The sequence below is a fragment of the Streptomyces sp. NPDC002742 genome (genome assembly GCF_042888885.1).
In the GTDB taxonomy this organism is placed as follows: Bacteria; Actinomycetota; Actinomycetes; order Streptomycetales; family Streptomycetaceae; genus Streptomyces.
The window spans coordinates 33,619-58,353 of the sequence record NZ_JBIAQF010000040.1 but is presented as its reverse complement, the minus strand read 5'-3'; the positions used below and the strand labels follow the sequence as shown (position 1 = coordinate 58,353).

General features: G+C 72.4%; 11 protein-coding genes. 2 read left to right on the top strand and 9 right to left on the bottom strand.

What is annotated here, in order from left to right:
- Positions 1–83 precede the first annotated feature (83 nt).
- The 4 genes from ACFYW8_RS40930 to ACFYW8_RS40915 all read right to left on the bottom strand — a co-directional run bounded on the left by ACFYW8_RS40930 (position 84) and on the right by ACFYW8_RS40915 (position 16,063).
- Positions 84–5,507 (bottom strand): beta-ketoacyl synthase N-terminal-like domain-containing protein, encoded by a 5,424-nt coding sequence (locus ACFYW8_RS40930; protein WP_389091317.1) that lies wholly within the window; start codon positions 5,505–5,507, stop codon positions 84–86.
- Positions 5,504–14,206, bottom strand: a complete 8,703-nt coding sequence (locus tag ACFYW8_RS40925; protein ID WP_389091313.1) for a beta-ketoacyl synthase N-terminal-like domain-containing protein — start codon at positions 14,204–14,206, stop codon at positions 5,504–5,506. The genes ACFYW8_RS40930 and ACFYW8_RS40925 overlap by 4 nt, the downstream gene beginning before the upstream one ends.
- A gap of 151 nt (positions 14,207–14,357) precedes the next feature.
- Positions 14,358–15,716, bottom strand: a complete 1,359-nt coding sequence (locus ACFYW8_RS40920) for an NAD(P)/FAD-dependent oxidoreductase (RefSeq protein WP_389091309.1) — start codon at positions 15,714–15,716, stop codon at positions 14,358–14,360.
- Between the two features lie 77 nt (positions 15,717–15,793).
- Positions 15,794–16,063, bottom strand: coding sequence for an acyl carrier protein (locus tag ACFYW8_RS40915; protein WP_365880988.1), 270 nt, complete (start codon positions 16,061–16,063; stop codon positions 15,794–15,796).
- 194 nt (positions 16,064–16,257) lie between these two features.
- On the opposite strand from ACFYW8_RS40915, the gene ACFYW8_RS40910 reads away from it, so the two are divergent.
- Complete coding sequence (locus ACFYW8_RS40910; protein WP_389091303.1) at positions 16,258–17,460, top strand: 4'-phosphopantetheinyl transferase superfamily protein; 1,203 nt, start codon at positions 16,258–16,260, stop codon at positions 17,458–17,460.
- Positions 17,448–18,227, top strand: a complete 780-nt coding sequence (locus ACFYW8_RS40905; protein ID WP_389091299.1) for a thioesterase II family protein — start codon at positions 17,448–17,450, stop codon at positions 18,225–18,227. Before ACFYW8_RS40910 ends, ACFYW8_RS40905 begins: the two co-directional genes overlap by 13 nt.
- A gap of 84 nt (positions 18,228–18,311) precedes the next feature.
- Here the strand turns inward: ACFYW8_RS40905 and ACFYW8_RS40900 are convergent, their stop codons facing one another.
- From ACFYW8_RS40900 to ACFYW8_RS40880, 5 genes are all read right to left on the bottom strand, one after another.
- Positions 18,312–18,842: a flavin reductase family protein gene (locus ACFYW8_RS40900; protein WP_389091295.1), complete on the bottom strand. Its 531-nt coding sequence runs from the start codon at positions 18,840–18,842 to the stop codon at positions 18,312–18,314.
- A 104-nt stretch (positions 18,843–18,946) separates the two neighbouring features.
- Positions 18,947–20,422 (bottom strand): amino acid adenylation domain-containing protein, encoded by a 1,476-nt coding sequence (locus ACFYW8_RS40895; protein WP_389091291.1) that lies wholly within the window; start codon positions 20,420–20,422, stop codon positions 18,947–18,949.
- Positions 20,419–21,558, bottom strand: coding sequence for an acyl-CoA dehydrogenase family protein (locus ACFYW8_RS40890; RefSeq protein ID WP_389091287.1), 1,140 nt, complete (start codon positions 21,556–21,558; stop codon positions 20,419–20,421). Before ACFYW8_RS40890 ends, ACFYW8_RS40895 begins: the two co-directional genes overlap by 4 nt.
- A 52-nt stretch (positions 21,559–21,610) precedes the next feature.
- On the bottom strand, positions 21,611–23,026 hold the full coding sequence (locus tag ACFYW8_RS40885; protein ID WP_389091284.1) for a citrate/2-methylcitrate synthase: 1,416 nt from the start codon (positions 23,024–23,026) through the stop codon (positions 21,611–21,613).
- 102 nt (positions 23,027–23,128) lie between these two features.
- A complete protein-coding gene (locus ACFYW8_RS40880) occupies positions 23,129–24,463 on the bottom strand; it encodes a cation:proton antiporter (RefSeq protein ID WP_365881002.1) in 1,335 nt (444 codons plus the stop codon).
- Positions 24,464–24,735: the final 272 nt, after the last annotated feature.

The window sequence follows — 24,735 nt, the reverse complement described above, 5'->3', positions numbered from 1 at the left end:
TCCTCCAGAGGTCGGGGCGGGGTGCTGGTGCTGGGGCCCGCGCAGTGGGGCGCCGTCCGACGCGCGAGCACGGGCCCGGTCTGTCAGGCCTGGTCCGCCGGCCGCTCGGGGCCGGGCGCGGCGGTGGCCGCCGGGTACCTCTCCTCGATCAGCCCGTGGAGGAAGGAGCCCCAGTGGATGCCGGGGCAGGCGAAGAAGTCACGGCTGTTGACCGCCAGGCCCAGATCGTTGCGGCAGCGGCTGATCAGCTCCATCACCATCAGGCTGTCCAGGCCCATGTCCGCGAGCCGGGTGTCCTCGGTGAGCGTGTCCAGCTCCATGCGAAGGATCCCGGAGAGCTGCACACGGACGTACTCGTTCAGCTCGGCGAGGCGCTCGGTGCGGCCGAGGCCGATCAACCGGGCTGTCAGCGGCACCGGTTCGGATCCGCCGGCCCGGGCAGCGGCCGGAGCGCTGCGGATCTCGCTGAGGATGGGCCGTTCCCGCCGCGCCTCCATCAGGTCACGGAACAGCGTCCAGTCCGCCGAGCACACGGTGCGGTGCGCGACCCCCTCCGCCACGGCCTCGCCGAGTAGTTCGAGAGCGTGCTCGGGATTGAGCTGGTGCAGTCCGATGGAGCGCAGGAACGCCATCACCGAGTCGTCCGCGAGCCCCGACCGGGCGGCCCACGGTCCCCAGCTGACGGTCGTGGCGCACAGTCCCTGCCTATGCCGGTAGTAGGCGAAGGAATCCAGGAAGGCGTTCGCCGCCGAGTAGCCCGCCAGGTGCTGGGAGCCCCACACCGAGGCGATCGAGGAGAAGGAGACGAACAGGTCCAGGTCCTGGTCGATCGTGGCGTTGTGCAGTGCCCAGGTGCCGTCGACCTTCGCGTGCAGGCAGCGGTCGTACGTCGCCGGGTCGCTCTCCCGCAGGAACTGCGGCTCGGACAGGCCCGCGGCGTGCACGACTCCACGCAACGGCCTTCCCGAAAGGCCCAGTTGGTCGGTCAGGGAACGAAGCGCCGTCTCGTCGGCGGCGTCCAGGGCCACCACCCGGACATCGGCCCCCTGGGCCTCGATCCGGCGGACGCCGGCGATCCTGGCGGCGGTGGTGTCGTCGTGGTGCGGGTCGTCCCACGTCGAGCGGTGCGGCAGTCCCGACCGGCCGGCCAGGACGACGGTGCCCGCGCCGTGGTCGGCGAGCCACTCGCCGAGCAGCAGGCCGAGACTGCCCAGACCGCCGGTGACGAGATAGCTGCCGAGGTCGCTCAGCCGCGGTGCCGTCCGCCCGGTGTGCTCGTCGCCCGTGGCGGCCGCCACCAGCCGGGGCACCAGGACGGTGCCGCCGCGCCGGGCCGTGAGGTCCTCGGCGCCCCGGGTCGCGAGGAGAGCGGCGATCAGTTCCGCCTCGTCCGCCTCACCCGCCGGATCGAGATCGAGAAGGCCGCCCCACAACTCCGGCTGCTCCAGCGCGGCCACCTTGCCGAGGCCCCACAGCGGGGCCGCGGGCAGGCAGATCTCCCGCTGCTCGGGGCCGGTCCACTGGGCCCCGCGGGTCACCACCCAGAGCTGGGTGGCGGCCTCCTCGACGGCCAGCCGGCGGGCGGCGGCCAGGAACACGTGCTCCGCCTCGGCCCTCGCCTGCCCGACGGACTCGGCGTCATAGCCGGCCACCGGCAGGTCCAGAGCGCTGAGCAGCACCAGATGCCCGTACGGGCGCCCCTCTTCGAGGGCTTCGAGGACGGCCTCCGGCGACGGCTCGGCCACGCTCACCAACGCCCCGCGCAACGTCAGCCGCTCGGTGACCGACCCCAGCAGACCCGTGTCCGTACCGGTCGTCGCGCCGCCCGAGCCGACCAGCAGCACCCGCTCGCCGGTCAGGCTCCGCTCTTCGAACGCCTCCGGGCCGGCGGGCCGCCAGACCTGCTCCCACACGGTCTCCTCCCGCGCGCTGCGCGGAACCTCCTGCGCGACGGGCGTCGAGGACCGCAGGTGGACGTCACGCATCATGATCAGGACACTGCCGTCGGAGCCCAGGATCTCCAGGCCGCCGCGCAGCTCGCCGTCCTCCTCGGCCGGGTCCAGCCAGCCGTGGACATAACGGCGGCTCCCCTCGGGCACCGCCCTGGGCACCGGGGTCCCGGCGGCTTCCGGAGCCTTCTCGGACTGCCGGAGCAGCCCGAGCGTCAGGTCGAGCAGAGCGCCCCGGGGCAGGTCCTCGGCGGCGCGGTTGACCTCGGCGAGCACCTCGCCGGGCCCCTGGTAGACCTTGTCGAGAACCGGCTCGGCCCAGCCGGGCACCGTGAGGTCGGCGGGATCGACGGGCAGGCACCGGGCACGTACGGCCTCCAGGTCGCCGCCCGCGTGCCGGGTCTCCGCGGGACGCCGCACCAGGACACCACGGGCGTGCAGCCGCCAGCTGCCGCTCTCGACGGAGTCCACGCCCTGCCGGGAGAAGCACAGGAACAGGGAGCGGCCCTCGTCCTCCTGCGGGAGGACGTAGACCCGTATTCGGGCCGGCCGGTGTTCGGGATCGAGGAGCAGCGGCTCGCCCACCACGAAACGGTCCACGAGCCGCGGCTGTGCGCCGGGCAGCTTCGCGGCACCCGCGAGCGCCCAGTGGCAGAAGCCGCCCGCCGACACGGACCGGCGGCCGTCCGGGCCGGTGTGCACGAACACCTCGGACAGGTCCTCCAGCCGGGGCGAGAACGTCGGTGCCCCGGACAGCAGATGGCCCTCGAAAAGCGTTCCTGGGGCGTCGTCCGCGGTGAACTCCGGGGTGCCGCCCCGGGCGTCGTCGTTGAACCAGTACCGCTCCCGCTGCCACGGGTAGCTGGGCAGGGAGGTGCGGCGCGGCCTCTCGTCGCGGTGCACGGCGTTCCAGTCGACGGGCACGCCGCGGTGGTGCAGCGCGCCCAGGGCCTGGCCCACGATGTGCGCGTCCTCGCGGTCGCGGCGCAGCGAAGGGATCCAGCCGACCCCGTCCTCGGGCAGGCAGCGGGCGCCGAGACCGAGGAGCACGGGCGCCGGGCCGATCTCCAGGAACGTCCGGCAGCCCGTCTCGTACAGCGCGGTGACGCCCGCGTGGAAGCGCACCGGTGCGAGCACGTGCTCGCACCAGTAGGCGGGTCGCAGCTGTTCGGGTCCCCACGCGCGCCCGGTGACGTTGGAGATGATCGGGTACTTCGGATGATGGAACGTCAAGGTCTCGGTGACCTTGCGGAATTCGTCGGTCATCGGGGCCATCAGCGGCGAGTGGAAGGCGTGCGAGACGACGAGCCTGCGGTGTTTGACACCGCGCCCGGCGAGGACGTCGACGACCCGGGAGATCTCGTCCTCGGGGCCCGAAAGGACCACGTCCGTCGGCCCGTTGACCGCCGCCACGGCGACCCGCGGCACCGGGCCGGCGTCGGCGATGGCCTCGCGCACGGTCTCCTCGTCGCAGACCGCGGTCTCCATCACCCCGCCCTCGGGCAGGGCCTCCATGAGCCGCGCGCGGGCCGTGACCAGTCGAGCGGCGTCGTCGAGCGAGTGCACCCCCGCGACGCACGCCGCGGTGATCTCGCCCAGGCTGTGTCCGATCAGCGCGGTGGGACGGATGCCCCAGGACTCCCACATCCTCGCCAGCGCGTACTCCACGGCGAACAGGGCGGGCTGTGTGAAGCCCGTGCGGTTGATCCGTTCGCCGTCGGACAGGACGGGGCCCAGCGGCTCGTCCAGGTGCCGGTCGAGCGCCTCCACCACCTGTGCGAGGGCGTTCGCGAAGACCGGCTCGGTGTCGGCGAGGGAGGCGGCCATCCCGGCGTACTGCGAACCCTGGCCGGTGAACAGCCAGCCCAGTCTGCGTGCCTTCGCGCCCGCCGGACCCTGCGCGGTGACCTGGTCGGCCCGCTCGCCGGCGGCGAACGCGGCCAGACCGGCCGCGAGTTGCTCAGCGTCGCCGGTCACGCTGAGCCCGTGCTTCATCCGGGCCCGGCCGATGTGCGACGAGTAGCAGACGTCCGACAGGGTGCGCGGGTCCGCCTCCCGCACCCGCCGCTCGTACGCGCTCGCCATCGCGCGCAGCGCCTCGGGGCTGTTGGCGCTGAGGGTGAGCAGTCCGACCCGGCGCGGAGCGCCCTCGCGGGGAGCGGGCTGCGGTGCCTCGGCGAGCACCGTGTGGGCGTTGGTGCCGCTGGCGCCGAAACTGCTCACCCCGGCGATGCGCGGGCCGTCCGGCCACGCGGTCTCGTCGCGGGTGACCTTCAGGTTGATGGCGTCCCAGGGAACCTGGGGGTTGGGGTTGTCCAGGTGCAGATGGCGGGGGAGCGTGTCGTGCTGGAGGGCGAGGACGACCTTCAGCAGGCCCGCCGCACCGGCGGCCGGCTCCAGGTGGCCGATGTTGGTCTTCACCGAGCCGACCAGCAGCGGCCGTTCGGCCGGACGCCCGGCGCTCGTGACCGCGTCGAGCGCCTTGAGTTCGATCGGGTCGCCCAGCTGTGTGCCGGTGCCGTGCGCCTCGACGTAGGTGAGGTCGGCGGGGGAGACCCCGGCGTCCTTGAGCGCGGAGGTGATGACGTTCTGCTGCGCCGCGGGGTTCGGCACGGTCAGACCGCTGCTGCGTCCGTCGTGCTCGGTCGCCACACCGCGCACCACCGCGAGAACCCGGTCCCCTGCGGCCTCGGCCTCGCTCAGCCGCTTCAGCACGAACAGGGCGCCGCCCTCGCCGCGGGCGTAGCCGTCCGCGGAGGCGTCGAACGTCTTGCAGCGCCCGTCGGGTGACAGTGCCCGCAACTTGCTGACCAGCACGAAACCGTACGGCGACAGCATCAGGTTCACACCGCCGACCAGGGCCGTGTCGCAGGCGCCGGACCGCAGCGACAGGACAGCCTGCTCCAGTGCCACCAGCGACGAGGAGCACGCCGTGTCGATGACCATGCTGGGGCCCTGGAACCCGAAGGTGTACGAGATGCGGCCGGCCAGGAAGCTGGGCTCCCCGATCAGCTGATAGGCGTCGACGTCGGCCATCGCCCCCTTCTGCTGCCGCATCCGGACGTAGTCACTCGTACTGGCACCGAGGAAGACACCGACGCGGCTGCCCTCCAGTTCGCTCGGCGGCAGGCAGGCGTTCTCCATGGCCTCCCAGGCCAGTTCGAGGACGAGGCGCTGTTGCGGGTCCATACCCGCCGCCTCACGCGGCGAGATACCGAAGACGGTCGGGTCGAAGGCGTCCACCGGCCCGTCGAGGAAGTTCCCCGACAGGGTGTACGCGGTGCCCGGGTGGTCAGGATCGGGGTTGTAGAAACCCGCGACGGAGTGGCGTTCCTCGGGGAACCGCGACGTGGAGTCGCGGCCGTCGGCCAGGGACTGCCAGAACTCCTCGGGCGTGCCGCCGCCCGGCAGCCGGCAGGAGAGACCGATCACCGCCAGTGGCTGTGGCCGGGAGAGCTCCTGGACCCGCGCGCGCAGGCTGCGGATGGTGCCGAGGGAGTCCTTGAGCCGGCCGCGGAGGACGTCCTGGCTCGGCTGCTCGGCGTGGCTCTTCGTCATGAGTTCTCCTCAAATCCCAGCGTCTGTGAGCCGGAGATCTCCGCCTCCAACTGGCGTAGCAGTTCGTCGTCGTCGAGGTCGTCCAGGCCGTCGGAGGGCTCGCTCCCGGCCTCGTCGGGTTCGGCCCGGCCCGCGGTGGCGCCCTCGGCACCGGCGGCCGGATGGCCGAGCCGCTCCAGCAGATGGGTGCCGAGTGCCAGCGCGGTCGGGTACTCGAAGGCGACCGTCGAGGACAGTTCGGTCTCCAGCTCCCGGGACAGCCGCAGCCGCAGCGTCAGCGACATCACCGAGTCCATCCCGAGCTCGAAGAAGCCCTGGTCGGACCGGAGTTCGTCCTCCGGCAGCCCGAGCACCGCGGCTACCTGCCCGCACACCCAGTCGAGCATCCGGTCCCGGCGCTGCACGGGGTCCAGACCGCGCAGCCCGGCCACGAACTCGGTCCCGCCGGTCTGCTTCGCAGCCCCGAGCACGGTGCGGAACAGCGACCGGTGCGGCGCTTCGGCGAGCGCACTGCCGAACAGCTCCCAGTCCACGTCGGCCACACACGTGTGCACCGTGTGGTCCCGGGCGAGCAGGTCGAGCGCGGTGACCAGGTCCCGCTCCCGCAGCGGAGTGACCCCGCTCGACTTCAGCAGTAAAGTCGTTCGTTCGTCGAGGAGTTGACTGCCCTTGAGCGGCATCAGCTCCACGTGCGTGACCGGCAGACCGCTCGCCTTGCGCCGTGCGGCCAGCGCCCGCAGCGACCAGTCGGACGGCGCCGCGGCGCCCGTGACCGCGCCGCCCCAGGTGCCCGGCACCGAACCCAGCAGGACGAAGAGGCGCACCGGGTCCTTGGCGGTCAGCCGGTGCAGCAACTCGGCCGTCCCGGCACGGTTCCACTCGGCACGCAGCGCGCTCTCGGTGGTCTCCTCCAGCGGCGTGGCCAGCTCCGGAGCCGCCGCGCACACCACCCCGGCGATCCCGGTGTCCGCACGCAACCGCTCGACCAGGGTGGTCAGTTCTTCCCGGGAACCCTCGGTGCGTACGATCCTGATCTCGGCGCCCGCGGCACGCCACCGGGCGATCCTGTCCTCGACGGGCAGTCGTTCGGCCCGAGCCGCTTCCGTGTCGGCGAGGACGATCCGCCGGGCACCCGCGCCGACGAGCCAGTCCACCACGGGCGGCGCCAGGGCTCCGCCCGCGCCGGTCACCAGGTGCCAGCGTTCGGCGGACATCGGCTGTCGAGCGGACCGTTCCGGCACCTCGGCCCGCACCAGCGAACCGACCTGGACCGAGGAGTGCTCCACACGAATGTGCTCGTCGCCCGGCGGGCACAGCAGCCGGGTCACCAGGGCGCGCAGCTCCTCCGCGCTGCCCCGGCCGAGGTCGACGTGGCCGCCCCAGGCCTCGGGACGGGTCATGGCCAGGGTGCGGCCGAGCCCGGCGTGGGCCCCCTGGTTGCCGTCGGGGAACCCCTCGTGGCCGGCGGGCAGCAGCGCGTACCGGGTGACCAGCCACAACCGGGGCGGGGTACCGCCCGCATCGGCCAGCGCGGCGGTCAGCGCTGTGGTGACCCGCCACCCCGCGGGCCGCGAGTCCAGATCCTCCAGGGGCCACAGGTCGCAGATCCCGGTGGTCGCCTCGTTGGCGTGCACCGCCAGCAGCGTCTCCCACGCGGCCCGGTCGGCCGGGTCGAGGACAAGTCCTTCCGCGCCCGGTACGTCCGTCGAGCGCACCCGGCGCACCTCGCAGCCCGCCGCACGCAGCCCCGCGGCCACGGTGCCCGCCAGATGCTCGGTGTCACCGCACACCAGCCAGCGCGTCGCGGGCGCTGCCTGCGCGCCGTCCCGGCCGGCCGGCGGCCGGGACGCGGGATGCCAGACCATCCGGTAGAGCAGACCCGCGAGCCGGTCCCGGTCCTCGTCGGCCGCGGCCGGACCGGGGTCCGCGGCGAGCCGCAGCCCGGTCAGCTCCAGCACGGGCCGCCCGGCCGCGTCGAGTACGGTCACGTCCGCCTCCGGCCGGCCGTCCGCCGCCGTGCGCACCGGACCGCGCAGCACCCGCACGGTGCCTTCCAGCGCGGCCCTGACCCGGATCGAAGCGATGACCGAGGGGAGCGGTTCGGTGTCCGCCGTCCTGTCCCCGGCGCCCGCGCCGTCCGCTACCAAGCGCAGTGCGAGGCGCAGCAGTTCGGCGGGCATCCGGTTGCGCGAGGTCCCGTCGGGCAGCTCCACGGTGACGTCGGCGGCGCCTGGGCCGCTGCCGGCCGAGCGCACCCCGAGTCCTGGGAGGCGGTCGGCCAGTGTGGCCCGGAGGGGCTCGTCGTCTGCCAGGGGGACGGGGCAGGCCGCGTCACAGGCGGGCCGCGGCGCGGCGTCGGTCGACGCGCTCAGCGCGGCCTGGGCGCCGTCCCCGGCGAGCGGGCGCAGCACGATCGTGCCCTGCCGGGTGTCCACCACGGCCTGGAGTTCCGCCCGCCCCTCGCCGTCGGCGTGGGGCGCGATGCCGAACCGCACGTCGTCGAGGGAGGGTGTGGGCGAGCCGGTCGCCGCCGCCCCGGCGAGGGCGGCCTCCAGGAGCGCGGACGCCGACACCGTCGTACGGGAACCGGAGCCGCTGACCTGCCAGGGGCTGCGGGTGCCGTCGACCGTCACCGGGAACAGCGCCGTCCACGCGGCCGTCGTCGGCCGCACCGGGGCACCGACGAGGACGCCCGAATCGGCGGCCCGGTCCACAGGAGTGTCCGGCAGCCAGTGCTCCTTGCGCTGCCACGGATAGCCGGGCAGGTCCACCACGCGTCGGCCCCGGCCGGCGAACGCCGCCCAGTCGACCGGGACACCCTGCGCGTGCAGGGTGCCGAGCCCGGTGAGCAGGCTGCTCACCTCGTCCTCGTCACGGATCAGTGAGGGCAGCACCAGCGGACGCCGCACCCCGGCGGCCCGCAGGGACTCCTCGATCCCCGAGACCAGCACCGGGTGCGGGGACACCTCGACGAACACCCGGTCCTGCGGGTCCTCGACCGCGCTCACCGCGTCCTGGAAGAGCACCGTGTCGCGCAGGTTGCGGCCCCAGTACTCGGCGGTCAGCGCGGAGCCCGCGATCTCGCCGCCCTCCACGGAGGAGTAGAGCGGGATCCGCGCCTCGACGGGCACCAGGTGCCCGAGGCCGGACACCAACCGCTCGCGCAGCGGTTCCATCAGCGGAGAGTGCGGTGCGACCGGCACCTTGACCCGGCGGACAAAGACGTTCGCCTCGGTCAGCTCCTGGGTCAGCTCCTCCAGGGCGGCCACGTCACCGGCGACGACCGTGCTGCGCGGCCCGTTGATCGTCGCGATGCCCAGCGTGTCCTCGTACAGCACCAGATACGGCGCGAGTTCCTCGCGCGGCAGCCCGACGACGATCGAACCGCCGGTACCGACCAGGGTGTCCAGCAGCCGCGAACGCAGGCACAGGATCTCCGCGGCCTGCGCGAGGGTCAGCGCCCCGGCGGCCCAGGCGGCGGTGACCTCGCCCATGCTGTGCCCGACCACGGCCTGCGGCACCACACCCCAGCTGCGCCACAGTTCGACCAGCCCGACCTGCACGGTGAAGATCAGCTCCTGCGGGATGCCGTCGTCGAACGGCCGGCTGTCCGGATCACCGCGCAGCGAGGCCAGCGGGGACCAGCCGATCCATTTGCGCATCTCCTTCTCGCAGGCCAGTACGGCGTCCCGGAACACCGTTTCGCTCTGCAGGAGTTCACGCCCCATCCCCGCCCACTGGGAGCCGAAGCCGGAGAAGACGAACACGCAGGAGCGGTCCTGTTCGGCGGTCCCGGTGACGACGTGCGGGCTCTCCTCGCCTCTGGCCAGGGCACGCAGGGCGGAGCGGACGCCGACGACGTCCCGGCCCACGACGACGGCCCGGTGATCGAGGTGGCTGCGGCGCGCGGACGCCGTGTACGCCAGGTCGGCGAGGCTGTTCGCGTCGCCCTGCTCCAGCAGTGCCAGGTACTGCCGGGCGGCGGCGGGCAGTGCCGGTTCCTGGGCGGCGGACAGGGGGAGCGCGAACCGCGCCGGGGGTTCCCCGCCCGTCCCTCCGGGGGCAGGGGCCTCGGCCACCAGGATGTGCGCGTTGGTGCCGGTGAAGCCGAAGGAGCTGACGCCCGCGATCCGCCGCCGCCCGTCCTCGGGCCACCGCTCGGCGCCCACGGCGAGCGCCAGCCCCAGCCCTTCCCAGTCGACGTGGCGGGTGGGTGCGGTGGTCACCCCGATGTGCGGGGCGATCCGGCCGTGGTGCACCGACAGAACCGCCTTGATGAGGCCGGCCATCCCGGACGAGGCCTCCAGATGCCCGATGTTGGGCTTGGCGGAGCCGACCAGGAGCGGCGCCCCTTCGGCGCCCCGGGGGCGCAGCGCCTGGGCCAGGGCGCGCAGCTCGATGGGGTCACCGAGCGGGGTGCCGGTGCCGTGCGCCTCGGCGTACCCGACCTCACGGCCGCTCAATCCGGCGCGTTCCAGGGCCTGTTCGATCAGGGCGCGCTGCGCGGTGCCGTTGGGCACGGTCAGCCCGCTGCTCGCGCCGTCCTGGTTCACGGCGCTGCCCGGCAGCACCGCGTAGATCCGGTCGCCGTCGGCGAGCGCGGTCGAGAGCCGCTTGAGGACGACGGCACCGGAGCCCTCGCCCCGCAGATAGCCGTCGGCCGTGTCGTCGAACGTACGGCAGTGGCCGCTGGGGGAGAGGGCACCGCCGGCCGAGACCGCCACCGGGATCACCGGACTGAGGATCACGTTGACGCCGCCGGCCACCGCGAGGTCGCTCTCGCCCTGGCGCAGGCTCTGCATGGCCAGGTGCACGGCGGTCAGCGAGGACGAGCAGGCGGTGTCCACGGCCATGCTGGGCCCGGAGAGGCCGAGGAAGTAGGAGAGCCGTCCGGCGGCTCCGGCGAAGGAGTTTCCGGTGCCGTAGTAGAGGTCCACGTCCTGGAGGCGGCTGCCGACGTGCTGGGCGTGGTCCGAGCTGTTCATGCCGACGAACACGCCGGTCGCCGAGCCGCGCAGCCGGTCCCTGGTCGCGCCGGCGTCCTCCAGCGCCTCGTAGGCCACTTCGAGGAAGAGCCGGTGCTGCGGGTCGAGACTGCGTGCTTCGCGCGGCGAGACGCGGAAGAAGGCGGCGTCGAAGCCGCGGACGTCGTCGAGATAGCCGCCGCGCAGCGAGGTGATGGTGCCGGGCGTCCACGGGCCGTCGGACAGGAAGGCCTGGCCGTCCCAGCGGTCGGAGGGCACGTCGCGGATGACCTCGCGGCCGTCGAGGAGCAGCCGCCAGTAGTCGGGCACCGTGGGACTGCCGGGGAATCGGCAGCTCATGCCGACCACGACGATCGGGTCGTCGGCGGGGGCGGGGCCGCTCCTGGCCTCCGGCGCCGGCGGGGCGGCGGAATCCGCGGCCGGTGCCGGCGGTGCCTTCTTCGCGAGCGTCCGCGGCAGCAGGTGGTCGACCAGCTCGTCCAGGCAGGGGCGCTCGAAGGGAGTGGACAGGGGGATGTCGAGGCCGAGCCGCAGACCGAGCCGGTCCACGAACTCCACGATGCTCAGCGAGTCGAGGCCGAGGTCGGCGAAGCCGCGCCGGGGCGGGATGCGCCGGCCCGGATCCTGGCCGAGGATCTCCGCCAGCACTTCCGAGGTCAGCCGTATCAGGGACCTGCGCTCGCGATCGGCGCCCGTGGCCGTGTCGCCTCCGGTGGCGGACGGGCCCGGTGCGCTCCCGGGCTCCGGGCGTGCCGCGGGGGCTCCGGTCTCGTCCGCCACCGCACCCGCCGGGGGATGGAGCGGTGCGGTGACGGACGAGGCGGCTTCCCGGCCGGCTCCCAGGGGGGTGGGGAGCGCGCCGGGGGCTGGACCGCCGGAGCCGAGCGGCTGCGGCGGAGTCGTGGGGGCGGTGCCCGTGGGAGTGCCGGTCAGTTCGAGCTGCCGGGCCGGACCGAGCGGGTTGCCCGACGGGTCGAGCAACTGCACTGCGAGCCGGGCCGGCGCCTCCGGCGCACCGGGCACCGCCCCGGCGGTGTACTGGGTGCCGGGCGTCACCTCGGGCAGCCAGAACGACTCGTGCTGCCAGGGGTGCCGGGGCAGCGGCGTGAGCCGGCCCGGCACCAGGGCCTCCCAGCGGACGTCGGCGCCCGCGCAGTGCAGTGCGGCGAGCGAGGTCAGCAGTGTCGCGGGCCCGTCGGTGTCCCGGCGCAGTGAGCCGACCGCCACGCCCTGACGGCGCAGTGTCGTGAGGGCGTCGGTCATCGGACGCACGAGGGTGGGGTGCGGACCGATCTCGATGAAGTCGGCGCCCCGGTCCTGGAGCAGATTGCGCACGGCGGGCCAGAAGCGAACCGGCCGCAGTACGTTGGCCGCCCAGTACTCCGCGTCCAGAGTGACCGGAGGATCGTCGGGCCAGACAGTGGAGACGAACGCCTCGGGCCGCTCCACGGCCTCCAGGTCGCGCAATTCCGACCGGAGTTCATCGGCGAAGGGCGCCATCGCGGGACTGTGGAAGGCGTAGTCACCCGGCACGAAGCGGGCGGTGACCGATCGCTCGCGCAGCAGGGAGGCGATCGCGGTCAGATCGTCCTCGGAGCCGGCGAGGACCGTGGCGTTGGGTCCGTTGACGGTGGCGACGGTGACGGCCCGGCCGGTCCCGGCGGTGACCTGGACGGCCTCCTCCTCGGGAAGCGCCACCGCGAGCATCCGCCCGGTGCCCGCGGCGCCGGCCATGACGCGCCCGCGCCGCACTGCCAGATCGAGCGCCGTGGGCAGGTCGAGGGCGCCGGTGAAGCAGGCGGCCGAGATCTCGCCGAGGCTGTGCCCGATCACCCGGGAGGGCTCCACGCCTCGCGACCGCCACATTTCGGCGACCGCCAACTGCAGTGCCACCAAGGCTGGTTGGGCCAGTTCGGTGGCGGCGAGATCACAGTCGCCGAGCAGCTCCCGCAGGCCGGGCAGGCCGGCCGTGCGCAGCACCTCGTCACTGCGCTCCAGGCTCGCGGCCGCGATCGGCTCGCGGTCCCACAGGTCCAGGCCCATGCCGCGCCACTGGGAACCCTGCCCGGAGAAGACGAAGACGGTGTGGTGGCGCCGCCGGGGCTCGGCAACGCCGGTGACGGTGCGCTCGTCGGGGCTGCCCGCGGCCAGTTCGAGCAGTGAGGCGCGTAACTCCCGCGCGTCGGTGCCGATCACCGTGGCCCGGGCCTCGTGGTGGGTGCGCCGTACCGCGGCCGTGTACAGCACGTCGGCCAACGGCCGCTCCCCGTCCAGGGTTTCGGTCAGATCCCGGGCCCGTTCCTGGAGGGCCCTCTCCGTGGACCCGGACAGCAGCAGCACCCGGGGGGTGGCGCCCTGTCCGGACGAGTCCGGCCCGGCCGCGGACAGGTCGGGCACGGACGGGGCGGGCGCGCTGAGCAGCAGATGCGCGTTCGTGCCGCTGAGCCCGAACGCGCTCACGCCGAAGAGGGTGTCCTCGGTGGCGTCCAGCGGCCTGGCCCCGGCCGAGATGCTCAGCGGACCGTCGGCCCAGGGGATGGCGGGGTTGGGCGTGCGCAGATGCAACTGCGGCGGCACCAGCCGGTGCCGGGCCGTCAGTACGGTCTTGATGAGCGCGGCGACACCGGCCGCCGCGTCGGTGTGCCCGAAGTTGGCCTTGTGCGAGCCGATGTGGAGCTTGCGGCCCGGATCGCGGCCGGGTCCGAAGACCTCGGACAGCGCGAAGGCCTCGATGGGGTCGCCCAGCGGCGTACCCGTGCCGTGCGTCTCGACGAACGCGACCTCGTTCGCCGTGGCGTCGGCGCGGCGCAGCGCCTCGCGCAGCAGGGCCTCCTGGGCGGAGGCGTTGGGAACGGTCAGGCCGGCGCTGCGGCCGTCGTGGTTGAAGGCGCTGCCGCGGATGACCGCGAGCACCTGGTCGCCGTCGGCGAGCGCGTCGTCGAGCCGCTTCAGGACGACGACACCGCAGCCTTCGCCGCGCACGATGCCGTCCGCCTCGGCGGCGAAGGGCTTGCACCTCCCGGTGGGCGACAGGGCCTGCACCTTGCTCATGAAGATGGACAGTTCGGGGGAGGCGAGGACGTTGACGCCACCCGCGAGCGCCGCGTCCGCCTCGCCGCTCGCCAGCGCCCGGCACGCCAGGTGCACGGCGACCAGGGAGGAGGAGCACGCCGTGTTCACGGCGAGCGCCGGACCGTGCAGCCCCAGGGTGTACGCCACCCGGCCGGGCGCGAAGCTGAACTCCTTGCCGCTCGCGTAGTACGGGTCGATGCCCTTCACGCCCCGCGTCTTGGAGTGCAGCAGCGTGTAGTCCGCGCCGAGCATTCCGAAGAACACCCCGGTGCGGGAGCCCGCGAGCTGGGGCTTGGTGAGCCCGGCGTGCTCCAGGGCCTCCCAGGAGACCTCCAGCAGGAGCCGCTGCTGCGGGTCCATCTCGCGTGCCTCGCGGAACGAGATGCCGAAGAAGTCGGCGTCGAACCGGTCGAGGCCCGGCAGTACGCCCGCGTAGCGGCAGTAACCGGTGCCGGGTGCGGCTCCGTCCGCGCTGATGTACTCGGGGCCCCACCGCTCCGGGGGGATCTCCCCGATCACGTCGACGCCGTCCCGCAGCACGCGCCAGAAGGATTCGGGGCCGGTCACTCCGCCCGGATAACGGCACCCGATGCCGACAAGGGCTATGGCCGGATCGGTGGTGATTCCGTTGCGGGCGGGCATGGATCCCCCTCCAGGAGTGCGACAGACGGATGGTGCGGACGGACGTCCGGATTTCGGGTCGGAGCCGAGCCGGAGCCGGGTCCGGGTGGCGGGAAGGGCGTCCACGCCACCCGGCGGTCGTGCCCGGCAGCGGTCGGCTGTCTCGCGGCGCCTAGAACTTGGCTGCCGCGGAGGGTGCCTTGAGCGTCCCCAGATACTTGTGCCAGAGGTGGTCCGGGTCGGCCTCGACGGCCTCGACGATCTCCCGCATGGCGGAGAGGGCCTTGGGCTCACCGTCGTACACGTCGCCCTGGAGCATCTTCAGCACGTCCAGGCGGTAGCGCGGGTCCTGGACGAACGCCGTGAAGAGGATGTTGAGGCGGTAGTAGATCGAGATGAACTCGTACCAGTTGTTGACCGCCCCGCGGAGGGTGTTGACGTAGCCGTCGAACCGATCCTTGCGGAAGTCGCCGGCCTTGTGCGCGGCGATGATGTCGGCGGCGGCCAGGCGGGCGCTGTTCAGCGCGACGCTCACACCACTGGAGAAGATCGGGTCCACGAACCGGGCCGCGTCACCGATCATGACCAGCGAGTCGTCGGCGACCTTGGTGAGCGCGTAGCTGTAGTCGCCCTCGGCCTTGAACTCCTTGACCCGCTTGGCGTTCTTCAGGGCGTCCTGGAGGGCCGGACGGCTGCCGATGGTGTCCCAGAAGAAGGTCTCCAGGTCGTTCTTGGCCTCCTTGAAGCGGGCCTTCTGCGTCACGACACCTATGGAGGTGATGGTGTCGGTGATCGGGATCTGCCAGACCCAGGTGTCCTCCAGCGGGAGGAAGTGGATGAAGATGTAGTCCGCCTGGTCCTTGTTGACCGCGAGGGCCTTGCGGTCGAAGTCGTCGAACCAGGTGTGCACCGCGTACTGGTTGAAGACCGGGTCCGGTTCCTTGACCTTGAGCTGGCTGCCCATCATGGTGCGGCGGCCGCTCGCGTCGATGACCATGCGGACGGGGACGCCGACCGACTGGCTGCCGACCTTCGCCTGGATGACCGGGCGGTCGCGGTCGGTGAAGTCGACGCGGTTGACGCGGACTCCGTGGTAGACCTTCGCACCCAGGCTCTCGGCGTGCTGGAGCAGGATCTGGTCGAACTTGCCGCGGTCCACGTGGAAGGTGTGGTCCCGGTCGACGCCGGCCTGGTCGCGCTCGCTGAAGAGGACCTCGGCGGCGCGGAAGTCGTGGTCCAGACCCTGGAAGCCCATGTGGTCGATGTCGCGGTCCTCCGCGGAGGTCCAGGCGGCCCCGTACTTCTTCGGGAAGCCCGCTGCCTCGACCTTCTCCATGGCGCCGGTCTCGATGAGCACGGGCGTCGTGGCCGGGACCAGTGACTCGCCGACGTGCTCGCGCGGAAAGGTCTCCGATTCGAAGACCACCACGGACAGCCCCTCCTTGGCGAGGTAGGAGGCGGCGGTGGCGCCGGCCGGACCGCCGCCGATGATGCCGATGTCGTAGTCGTAGTTCGCCGATGTCTCGGACAACGTGATCTCCTGTCGCGAATTCGGGTGGGTGACGCGGTGCCGTGGACGGCTTGGCCGGTCCGGCGGGCGGGCCCCGGTCAGTGAGCGGGCGCGCGCAGGGACAGCAGCAGGTCGGTGATGCTGTCCAGGTTCTGGAAGTTGGTGCCGGTCAGCTCGGTCGGCGGGATGCTCGTTCCCAGCTCGTCGCGGATGAAGGTCAGCAGCTGAGCGGTGTTGATCGAGGTGAGGATGCCCCACTCCAGCAACGGGGTGTCCGGTTTGATGCCCTGGGCGTCGGGTTCCGCGAGCAGCCGTTCCTGGATGAACTCGGTGAGCTGGTCGATCAGTTCGTCGCGGTTACTGGCCACGTCGTACCTCCTGGGATTGCGTCGGGGGGCGGGTGGTCCCGCCGTGGTCCAGCGGGGCCAACGGGAGGTCCAACGGAGTTCAACGTCCGTTGATTTCAACATCTGATGATGTCATTTGCTGATGAACTCTACTAGTGTTGAGTTCATCGTCAAGAGGCCAACCGACAGTGATGACCGAGTGGTTGGAGAGAGCGATGAACCGAGTGACCCAGGCATCGGTGGGCGCCTCCCGGCCCGGCCCGCCGACCGGGGAAGTCCATGTGTGGGCCGTGCGGGAGCCGGGCCCCGGGCAGGAAGCGGCGCTGGGGGACTGCCTGGCCCTCCTCTCACCGGAAGAGCTGCGGCGCTGGCGGCACATGGTGCCCTCGCAGCGCGCGCTGTACGCCTCGGCGCACGCCGCGCTGCGGACCGTGACCGCCGCGTACACGGAACTGGCGCCCCATCAGGTCCGCTTCCTGAAAGGCAGGTTCGGCAAGCCTTACGTGTCCGGCTGCCCCGGCCTGCGGATCAGCCTCGCCCATACCGAGGGGATGTCCCTGGTGGCGGTCGGCAGGGACGGCCCCACCGGCGTCGACGTCGAACGGATCAGGCCGCTCAGGGACCCGGCGGGCCTGCGCCGCCAGGTGCTCCGCGACGACGAGGCGGCCCGGTGGCCCGCCGACCGCGAAGGCCCGCTGAACAGCGGCCTGTTCACCCACTGGGTCTGCAAGGAAGCCGTCCTCAAGGCCCTCGGCAGCGGCCTCGCCGGGGACCTCGCCGCGGTGCGGGTCCATCCCGGAGCGCGCCGCTCAGGGCCGGTCAGGGTACTGGCTGCACCCGGCTCGGCCGCCCGCTCCTGGGACCTTCGACTCATCGACCTGGGAAGCGAGTTCAGGGCGGCCGTCGCGGTCGCCGGGGGCGCTGCCGCCGTCCGCGTCTTCCCCCTCGCCCCGGGCGAACGGCCCCGACTCCCCGGCGCCGAGGAACCGTCGGCACGGGTGCTGCCCTCCAGGGGCCGGAGGCCGGATCGGGCCCCGGCCGCCCCGGGCCCTTCGGCGCCCGCACGTGTCCCGGCGCGTGCGGGGGCCCGGACGGCGGGGGCCGAATCCAGGGGTCCGGGGTCGGCGGCTCCCTTCGGGCCGGTTGACGCTTCCCGGAACGCGGGCGCGGCGGCTCCCTCCATACCGGGGGACGACCGCGGGGACGCGGCGGCGGCGTCCTCCTTGCCGGGGGCTGCCGGCGTGCCCCCGGCACCCGTGGCCCCCGCTTCGGAGCCCCTCACGCCGCCGCCGCGCACGTCCGCGCCCCCGCATCCGCCCGTACGCCCGATCCCGCCCGCCGCTCCGGGCCGCGCCACGTCTTCGTCCGGACGTTCCCGTGCACGCCTCATCAAGGAGAGCCCGCCATGCAGCAGTTGAGCACTTCCGGACCGGCCGCCTCGAACGGCGCCGCACCCTCCGCAGCCACCCGCCAGGACCGCCCCACGCTGCTGTGTCTGCCGCATGCGGGCGGCGCGGCGCGGGCCTTCGCGAGTCTGGAGGCGGCGTTGCCGACAGCCGCGCGAACTGCGCTCCTGGAACTGCCGGGACACGGCACCAGGATGGCCGAGCCGCCGCGCGACGACTTCCGCACCGTCCTGGAGGACCTGATCGGCGGTTCCGCCCCGCACACGACGGGTCAGTACGTCCTGCTCGGCCACAGCATGGGCGCCGCTTTCGCGTACGAGCTGGGCCGCCACTGGAGCGCCCTCGGACGACCCCCGGCCGGTGTGGTCGTCGTCGGCCGGAACGGCCCCACCGCCCGTCGCACGCTGCCCGATCTGCACACGTTGTCGGCCACGGCGTTCCTGGAGTCCGTCCGGCGTTTGGGCGGCACCCCGCCACAGCTCTTCGAGCACCCCGAGCTGGTCAAGCTGTTCACCCCGCTGCTCCGTGCCGACTTCACCATCTCGGAGACGTACACGCCGCTGTCCGGGCCGCCGTTGGCCTGTCCGCTGTGGGTGTGCGCGGGCGTGGACGACCCGATGGTGGACGACGCCGGACTGCGCGACTGGGAGAACCACGGAACCGCCGAGGTCGCCGTCGAATGGCTCCCCGGCGGCCACTTCCTCCTCGACGATCCCGCCTTCCACGCGTACGTGGCGGGTGTGCTGCGCGCGCTGCCCGACACCGGGGCGCGGATCTGAACCCCGACGGCGGCCCGACCGCTCGCACGCCGCCGGCCCTCGCCCTGACGAGCAGGGGGAGGGCCGGCGGCACGCGCGGACGTCTCAGCCGGCGGGGTGGGCCCGCACCTCGGAGAACTGGGCCCGCCAGTAGGCGAGCGGAGTGTGAGCGGTCGAGACGTCGCCGTGCACCAGGCGACCGATCAATACCTGGTGGTCGCCCGCCAGATGACTGCTCGTCAGGATGCACTCCGCGTAGGCGACGGTGGTGTCCAGCAGGGGCGCGCCGGTGCGCTTCCCCGCGGTCCAGGGGACGTCCGCGAACCGCTCGGGCACCGGCGACGCGAACGTGCGGGCGGTCTCGGTCATTCCGGCCGAGAGGAAGTTCACCGCGAAGACCGAGCTCTGGTGAATCGCTTCGAGGGTGGCGCTCGGCTGCTTGACGCAGACCAGCAGCAGTGGTGGGGAGGCCGACACACTGCACACCGCGCTGCAGGTGAGACCGCGTGGCTCACCATCGCCGGTGATGCTGGTGACGACACTCACCCCGGTCGGCAGGGAACCCATCACGGAACGGAAGGTGTGCAGGTCCACCTGGTCCAACAGGCTCTCGGGGGTGGTGAATCGTTCGGACATGGGCAGGTCCTCGTCTCTGATGCCGAGGCGGGTCAGGGCCGCGGAGTTCATCGGGGTTCACCGGATGTATGTCATCGGATACATGGGCCGTCCGTCGCCCCGGCTCACGGACCGTCGACGGAGGCGATCTGCTTCAGCAGCGCCTGACGGTCCGTCTTGCCATTGTCGGTCAGGGGCAGTTCGGGTACCGAGTGGACCACGTCGACCACCATGTAGAGCGGCAGCCGGTCGGCGCAGTCCCGCTTGAGTTCGAGCAGCCCCGGGCCCTGGGGTCCATCCGGAACGACGACGGCGTGGATCTTCGCGTCGAGACCCTCGCCCACCACGACACAGGCCGCCGAGGTCACCTTGGGGTTGGCCGCGACCACCGCCTCGATGTCACCCAGCTCGATGCGATGCCCGCGCACCTTGACCATGTGGTCGCGCCGGCCCACGTACTCCACCATGCCGTCGGGCCCCATCCGGCCGATGTCACCGGTGAAGTACGCGCCCTTCTGCGGCTCCTGGCCCCAGTAGCCGAGCATCACCGTCGGACCGCTCACCACGATCTCGCCCTCCCGCTCGCGCGGCGGGTGGATCCGGATCCGGTCGCCGCTGACGGCGGTGCCGATCGGCAGTGGACGGGTGCTGCCCAGATCGCGGTCGGTGACCTCGTAACTGGTGCACACATTGGTCTCGGTCGGCCCGTACCAGTTGAGCAGCCGTACGTCCGGCCATGCCTTGCGCAGCTCGTGGACCTGCTGGATCGGGAACGGCTCACCGGCGAAGACGCACACCCGTAGATCGGCCGGCGGCTCCCCGGCCAGCAGCTCGCCGCGCTGCATCATGAGCACCAGCGCCGACGGCACGGAGTACCAGACGGTGATCCGCTCCCGGCGCATCAACGTGCCCAGCTGGGAGGGGTCGTAGGCGAGCCCCTCGGGAATCAGGACGACCGAGGCGCCGGCCAGGAAGGTGGCGTACAGGTCGAAGACGGAGAGGTCGAAGTTGAACGGCGCGTGGTTGGACAGCCGGTCCTTCGCGGTGACGGCCAACTCGTCGGCGGCCCATCGGATGAAGGACAGGGCGTTGCGGTGGCTGATGCAGACGCCCTTCGGCTCCCCGGTCGACCCCGAGGTGTAGAGGATGTACGCCGGCTCGTCGGGCTCGTTGGCGTACGGTGCCGGGGCGTCCGCGGCCGGTGCCTCCTCGCGCACCTCGGCGAAGGAGACCAGCGGAAAGCTGTCGTCCCAGCCTGCCTCCGTGGCGCGGCGGATCCCGTCGCTGTCCGCCACCACCAGGGCGGGTGTGCAGCCGGCGGCGATACGACGGACGCGGGCGGCCGGGTTGTTGGCGCTGACCGGTGCGTAGATCGCGCCGACGCGCAGGGCGCCCTGCATGAGGGCGACGGCGTCCACCGTCTTGTGCGTCCACATCACGACCCGGTCGCCGGGGCGGACCCCGCGGCGGTGCAGCGCGGCCGCGTACCGGTCGGCGAGGTCGTCCAGCTCCCGGTAGCTGACCACCCCCTGGGACGAGCGCACGGCTGGGGAGTCAGGGGCTCGCCGGGCGGAGTCGATGACGAGCTGGTGGAGCCTCACAGGCCCATCTCCTTCACTATCAACTGACGCTGGATGTCCGAGGTTCCCGAGAAGATCGTGCTCGGCACGGCGTCGCGGAGCGCGGCCTCGATGCCGTCCTCGCGCAGATAGCCGCGGCCCCCGAAGATCCGGACCGCGTCGGCGGCGGAGGCCAGCACACCCTCGGACACCGCCAGCTTCGACAGGGCGATCGCGAGCACGGAGGGGTCGCCCCGGTCCATCGACCAGCAGGCCCGGTACAGCAGCAGCCGGGCGCTCTCCAGGCGCAGCTTCATGTCGGCGATCCGGTTGGACACCGACTGGAACTCGCCGATCCTGTGGCCGAACTGGCGGCGCTCCCGGGCGTGCGTCACGCACTGCTCCAGGAGCCGGTCGAGGAGACCGGTGTAGAGGGCGAAGAGGCAGGCGCGCTCCCAGCCCATGGAGTGCTGGAAGATGGCCGCGCCCGCACCGGCGCCGCCGAGGACCCGCTCCTCGGGAACGAAGCAGTCCTCGAACGTGACCGGGCCCGCCGGACAGGAGTGCAGGCCCATCTTCTCGTAGGGCCTGCCCACGACGACCCCGGGCGTGTTCCGGTCGACGACCAGGCCGGTGACTCCGAGGAAGCCCGCCTTCGGATCGACGGTCGCGTACGTGACGTAGACGTCGGCCACCGGTCCGTTGGAGACGAAGCTCTTGGTGCCGTTGAGGACGTACCCTCCGTCGGTGGGTGTGGCGACGGTGCCGAGCCGGGAGGAGTCCGAGCCCGCCTCCGGCTCGGTCATCGCGTTGCCCGCGATCAGCCGCCCCGAGGCGAGTTCGGGCAGCAGCCGGCGGCGTACGGACGCGGTGCCGAAGCGGTCGATCGGCACGGCGCAGGCGAAGGTGTGCGCCGCCGCGCCGAACACCAGACCCGTGTCGGCGCAGCCACGACCCACTGCCTCCACCATCCGTGCGGTGTCGAGCGCGCCGAGGTCCTGGCCGCCGAATTCCGCGGGCAGGCAGGACCCGAGCATGCCGATCTCGCCGAGCCGCAGCCAGTCCTTGCGGGAGTAGAAGCCGTGCCCCGCCCCGGGCGGGGTGGGAAAAGCGGCCCTGGTCGCGTCGAACACCTTGTCGTAGCGGGCCTGTTGACCCTCGTTCCAGCCGAACTCCACATCTGCTCCTGGGGTACGGGGAAGGGGGCGCCCTCCCACAACGGATCGCTGGTCAGCTCTGCTCGGGGGAGTGGTGCAGGTTGCGCGGTCCGACGTAGCGCAGCCGGGGATGGATGCGTCCTTGCCGGGCGCGCTGCTCCTCGACGTGGGCCAGCCAGCCCGGCACCCGGGCCGCCGCGAACATGGGGACGAACAGGTCGGAGGGCATGCCGAGCAGGTGGTAGATCGCGGCCGCGTAGCAGTCCACGGTCAGGTAGGGGCGTGGGCCCTTCGACGGGTGGGCCGCGGCCCGCACGGCGTCCAGGACCTGGAAGATGCGGTCGCCTCCGGGGACCGCGTTGAACCGGCGGGCCGCCTCGCGCAGGGGTCGCACTCTGGGGTCCTCCTCGGCGTGCGGGACGGGGCGCGTCCGGGCGGCGGAGGCCTGGTCGGCGCGGCCGCGCAGATAGGCGGCCGTGGCGTCCGGGCTGCCGCCCTGGCGGGCCAGGTCGATGACCTGGTGGGCGGCGCCGCCGTGCAGCGGTCCGGTGAAGGTGGCGAGTGCGACGGTGATGGCGGCGAAGGTGTCGGCGCCGGTGCCCGCGGCGACCCGGGCGGCGAACGCCGAGGCGTTGCAGCCGTGTTCGGCCTGGAGGATCAGGCACAGGTCGACGAGGCGTACGCGCTCGGGATCGCGGGGCAGCCCCAGCATGTGGAGGATGTTCTCGGCGTGCGACAGCTCGGGCGCGGGGCCCGGCATGCGCCGTCCGGCGCGCGCCGCCTGCTGGGTCGCGAAGATCGTGGGGATCCGTGCGACCAGGCGCTCGCGCAGGTCGATGTGGGCGGCCGGGTCGGCGTTCGCCTCCGCGGCGACGCCGAGTGCGGGAACCGCGGTGCGCAGCACGGACGACGTGGTGGAGTTGGCGTTCAGGACGAGGTTCGTCGCGACCATGGGCGGCAGGTCACGGGCGACGGCGAGCCGGGCCTTGAAGGCGCTCAGCTCCTCCGTGTCCGGCAGCCAGCCGCGGATCAGCAGATGGACGACCTCCTCGAAGGTCACCCGGCCGATCAACTCCTCGATGGGGTAACCCCGGTAGGCGAGCCGGCCGCGGGCCGGATCCACCTCGGAGATCGCCGTGTCGCCCACGATCACGTCGGAGATGTCGGTCAGCCGCTGTTCGCCGGACGGCGACAGCGGGCCCGGCAGCGCGGGGGCGATGGCCGAGGCGTCCGCCGGAGCCTTGAAGCGGCCGAGTTCGGCGAGCCGTTCGTCGTAGAAGGCGCGCAACTGGCCTACGGAGTCGATGTGTTCGATCAGATGGTCGTCAAGGGTGGTGCCCAGCTCGTGCTCCAGGTGGACCTGGAGCTCCACGGCGGTGAGGTCGTCCCAGCTGGCCACGGCGCGTAATCGCATCTCGTTGCCGATGAACTCCGACGGCATGTCGAAGACGCGGGAAAGAGTGCTGATGACGGGGTGCACCAGGGCCATCTCCTTGTCTGGGCGTCGCTTCGACCGCGGTTGCCGAGCGACGAAGGGGGGTGTGGTGCCGCGGCGCGGGCGCGGCAGGCCGCGTGTGCGGCCTCTTCCCGGCTATCCGGCGAGGTCCGAGGACTGCTCGCCCGCGGGTTCGGGGATACGGAGGAGGGCGGAGGCCTTCGCCCGGCCCGCGACGAGATCCATCCGGGAGCGGGGGAAGAGAAGGGGGAGGAGGGGGCCGGTCATGGCCGTGGTGATCAGCGCCATCAGGACCATCTCGGTGAACAGGGTCTGGTCGAGCACCCCCAGACTGAGTCCGACGCCGAGGATGATCAGCTCGGTCAGGCCCCGGGTGTTCATCAGTACGCCGACCCCCGTCGACTCCTTCCAGCCGAGGCCGAAGGACTTGGCCGGCAGCCCGGCGCCGAGCAGCTTGCCGACGATGGCCGCGGCGAGGATCAGGCACAGCTCGCCCCAGGCGGCCGGCGACATGGCCGCGACGTCGACCGAGAGCCCGGTGACGATGAAGTAGACGGGCAGCATCAGTTCACCGGCGTGCTGCAGGGGGCGCAGCATCCTCTCCTCCAGCAGTGCCTCCGGCTTGCGGGGCATGACCAGACCGAAGGCGAAGGCGCCGAAGATGGGATGGATACCGATCTTCGAGGTGGTGTACGCGGAGAGCAGCAGGCCCGCCGTGACCAGCGTCGCCAGATGGGCACCCGTGCCGCGCCTCGATATCGAGGCGACACCCCGGGCGAGCAGCGGGCGGACGACCACGACCATCGTGGCCCCGTAACCGGCGGACATCCAGAGGGTGTCGGTGAACCCGGAGGGCCCGGACGCGGTGACGACGGCGACCACTCCGGCCAGCAGGCACCAGGCCAGTACGTCACCGAAGGCCGCGCTGGTGAGCGCGAGCGCGCCGATCTTCGTGCGGCTGAGGTTGTTGTCCTTGAGGATGCGGGCGAGCACCGGGAACGCGGTGATCGACATGCTGACGCCGAGATAGAGACCGAACGAACTGAAGGGCACCTTCTCGCTGTTGACGTGCGAGTGGTTGTGGTAGATGAGAGCGGCGACTCCGATGCCGAGCACCATCGGGGCCAGGATGCTCCCCGCCGTGACTCCGGCGACGGAACTCTTCTGGCGTTGCATGGTCGTCCAGTCGAGTTCCCATCCCACGGTGAACATGAAGAGCAGGAGCCCGAGTTGGGCGACCATCGAGAGTAAGGGGCGCACCTCGTCGGGAAACAGGCGCTGCGTCGGGTTCCCCGGCAGCAGCCCCAGCAGACTTGGGCCCAACAGGATTCCAGCCGTGATCTCGCCGATGACGGCGGGCTGGCGTACGCGTCGGGCGAGGTGGGCGAGGGCCGTACCCGCGATCAGGATTCCGGCGATCCCGGCGATCGCGGTGGCCTGCAGTGCTTCGGCTGCGTGCGGATGCGTCACGGCATCTCCTCCGGCATCGAAACTCGTCGGACATTGAACTTAATTCACTCACTGTTGAACTCAACCGATGATGAGTTTTGCATGCGGGGCGGCGCTCACACAAGGGGCGTCGACCGGATGTCCACCCCGAAGTCAAGGGGTGCGCGGGGGGTGTCCCGGAGGGGTCGGGGGTGACGCGCGAAGGTCTCCGCGTGGAGGGCGGAACGACCCGTCGGGTCCGCCTCGCTCTGGAGTGGAGTCCTTGTGTGGCTCGGGATTCGGCTGGAGCGGGC

Coding starts and splice junctions, on each gene's coding strand:
- ACFYW8_RS40930 (WP_389091317.1), bottom strand. CDS start 5,507: ATGACGAAGAGCCACGCCGAGCAGCCGAGCCAGGACGTCCTCCGCGGC.
- ACFYW8_RS40925 (WP_389091313.1), bottom strand. CDS start 14,206: ATGCCCGCCCGCAACGGAATCACCACCGATCCGGCCATAGCCCTTGTC.
- ACFYW8_RS40910 (WP_389091303.1), top strand. CDS start 16,258: ATGAACCGAGTGACCCAGGCATCGGTGGGCGCCTCCCGGCCCGGCCCG.
- ACFYW8_RS40905 (WP_389091299.1), top strand. CDS start 17,448: ATGCAGCAGTTGAGCACTTCCGGACCGGCCGCCTCGAACGGCGCCGCA.
- ACFYW8_RS40900 (WP_389091295.1), bottom strand. CDS start 18,842: ATGTCCGAACGATTCACCACCCCCGAGAGCCTGTTGGACCAGGTGGAC.
- ACFYW8_RS40885 (WP_389091284.1), bottom strand. CDS start 23,026: ATGGCCCTGGTGCACCCCGTCATCAGCACTCTTTCCCGCGTCTTCGAC.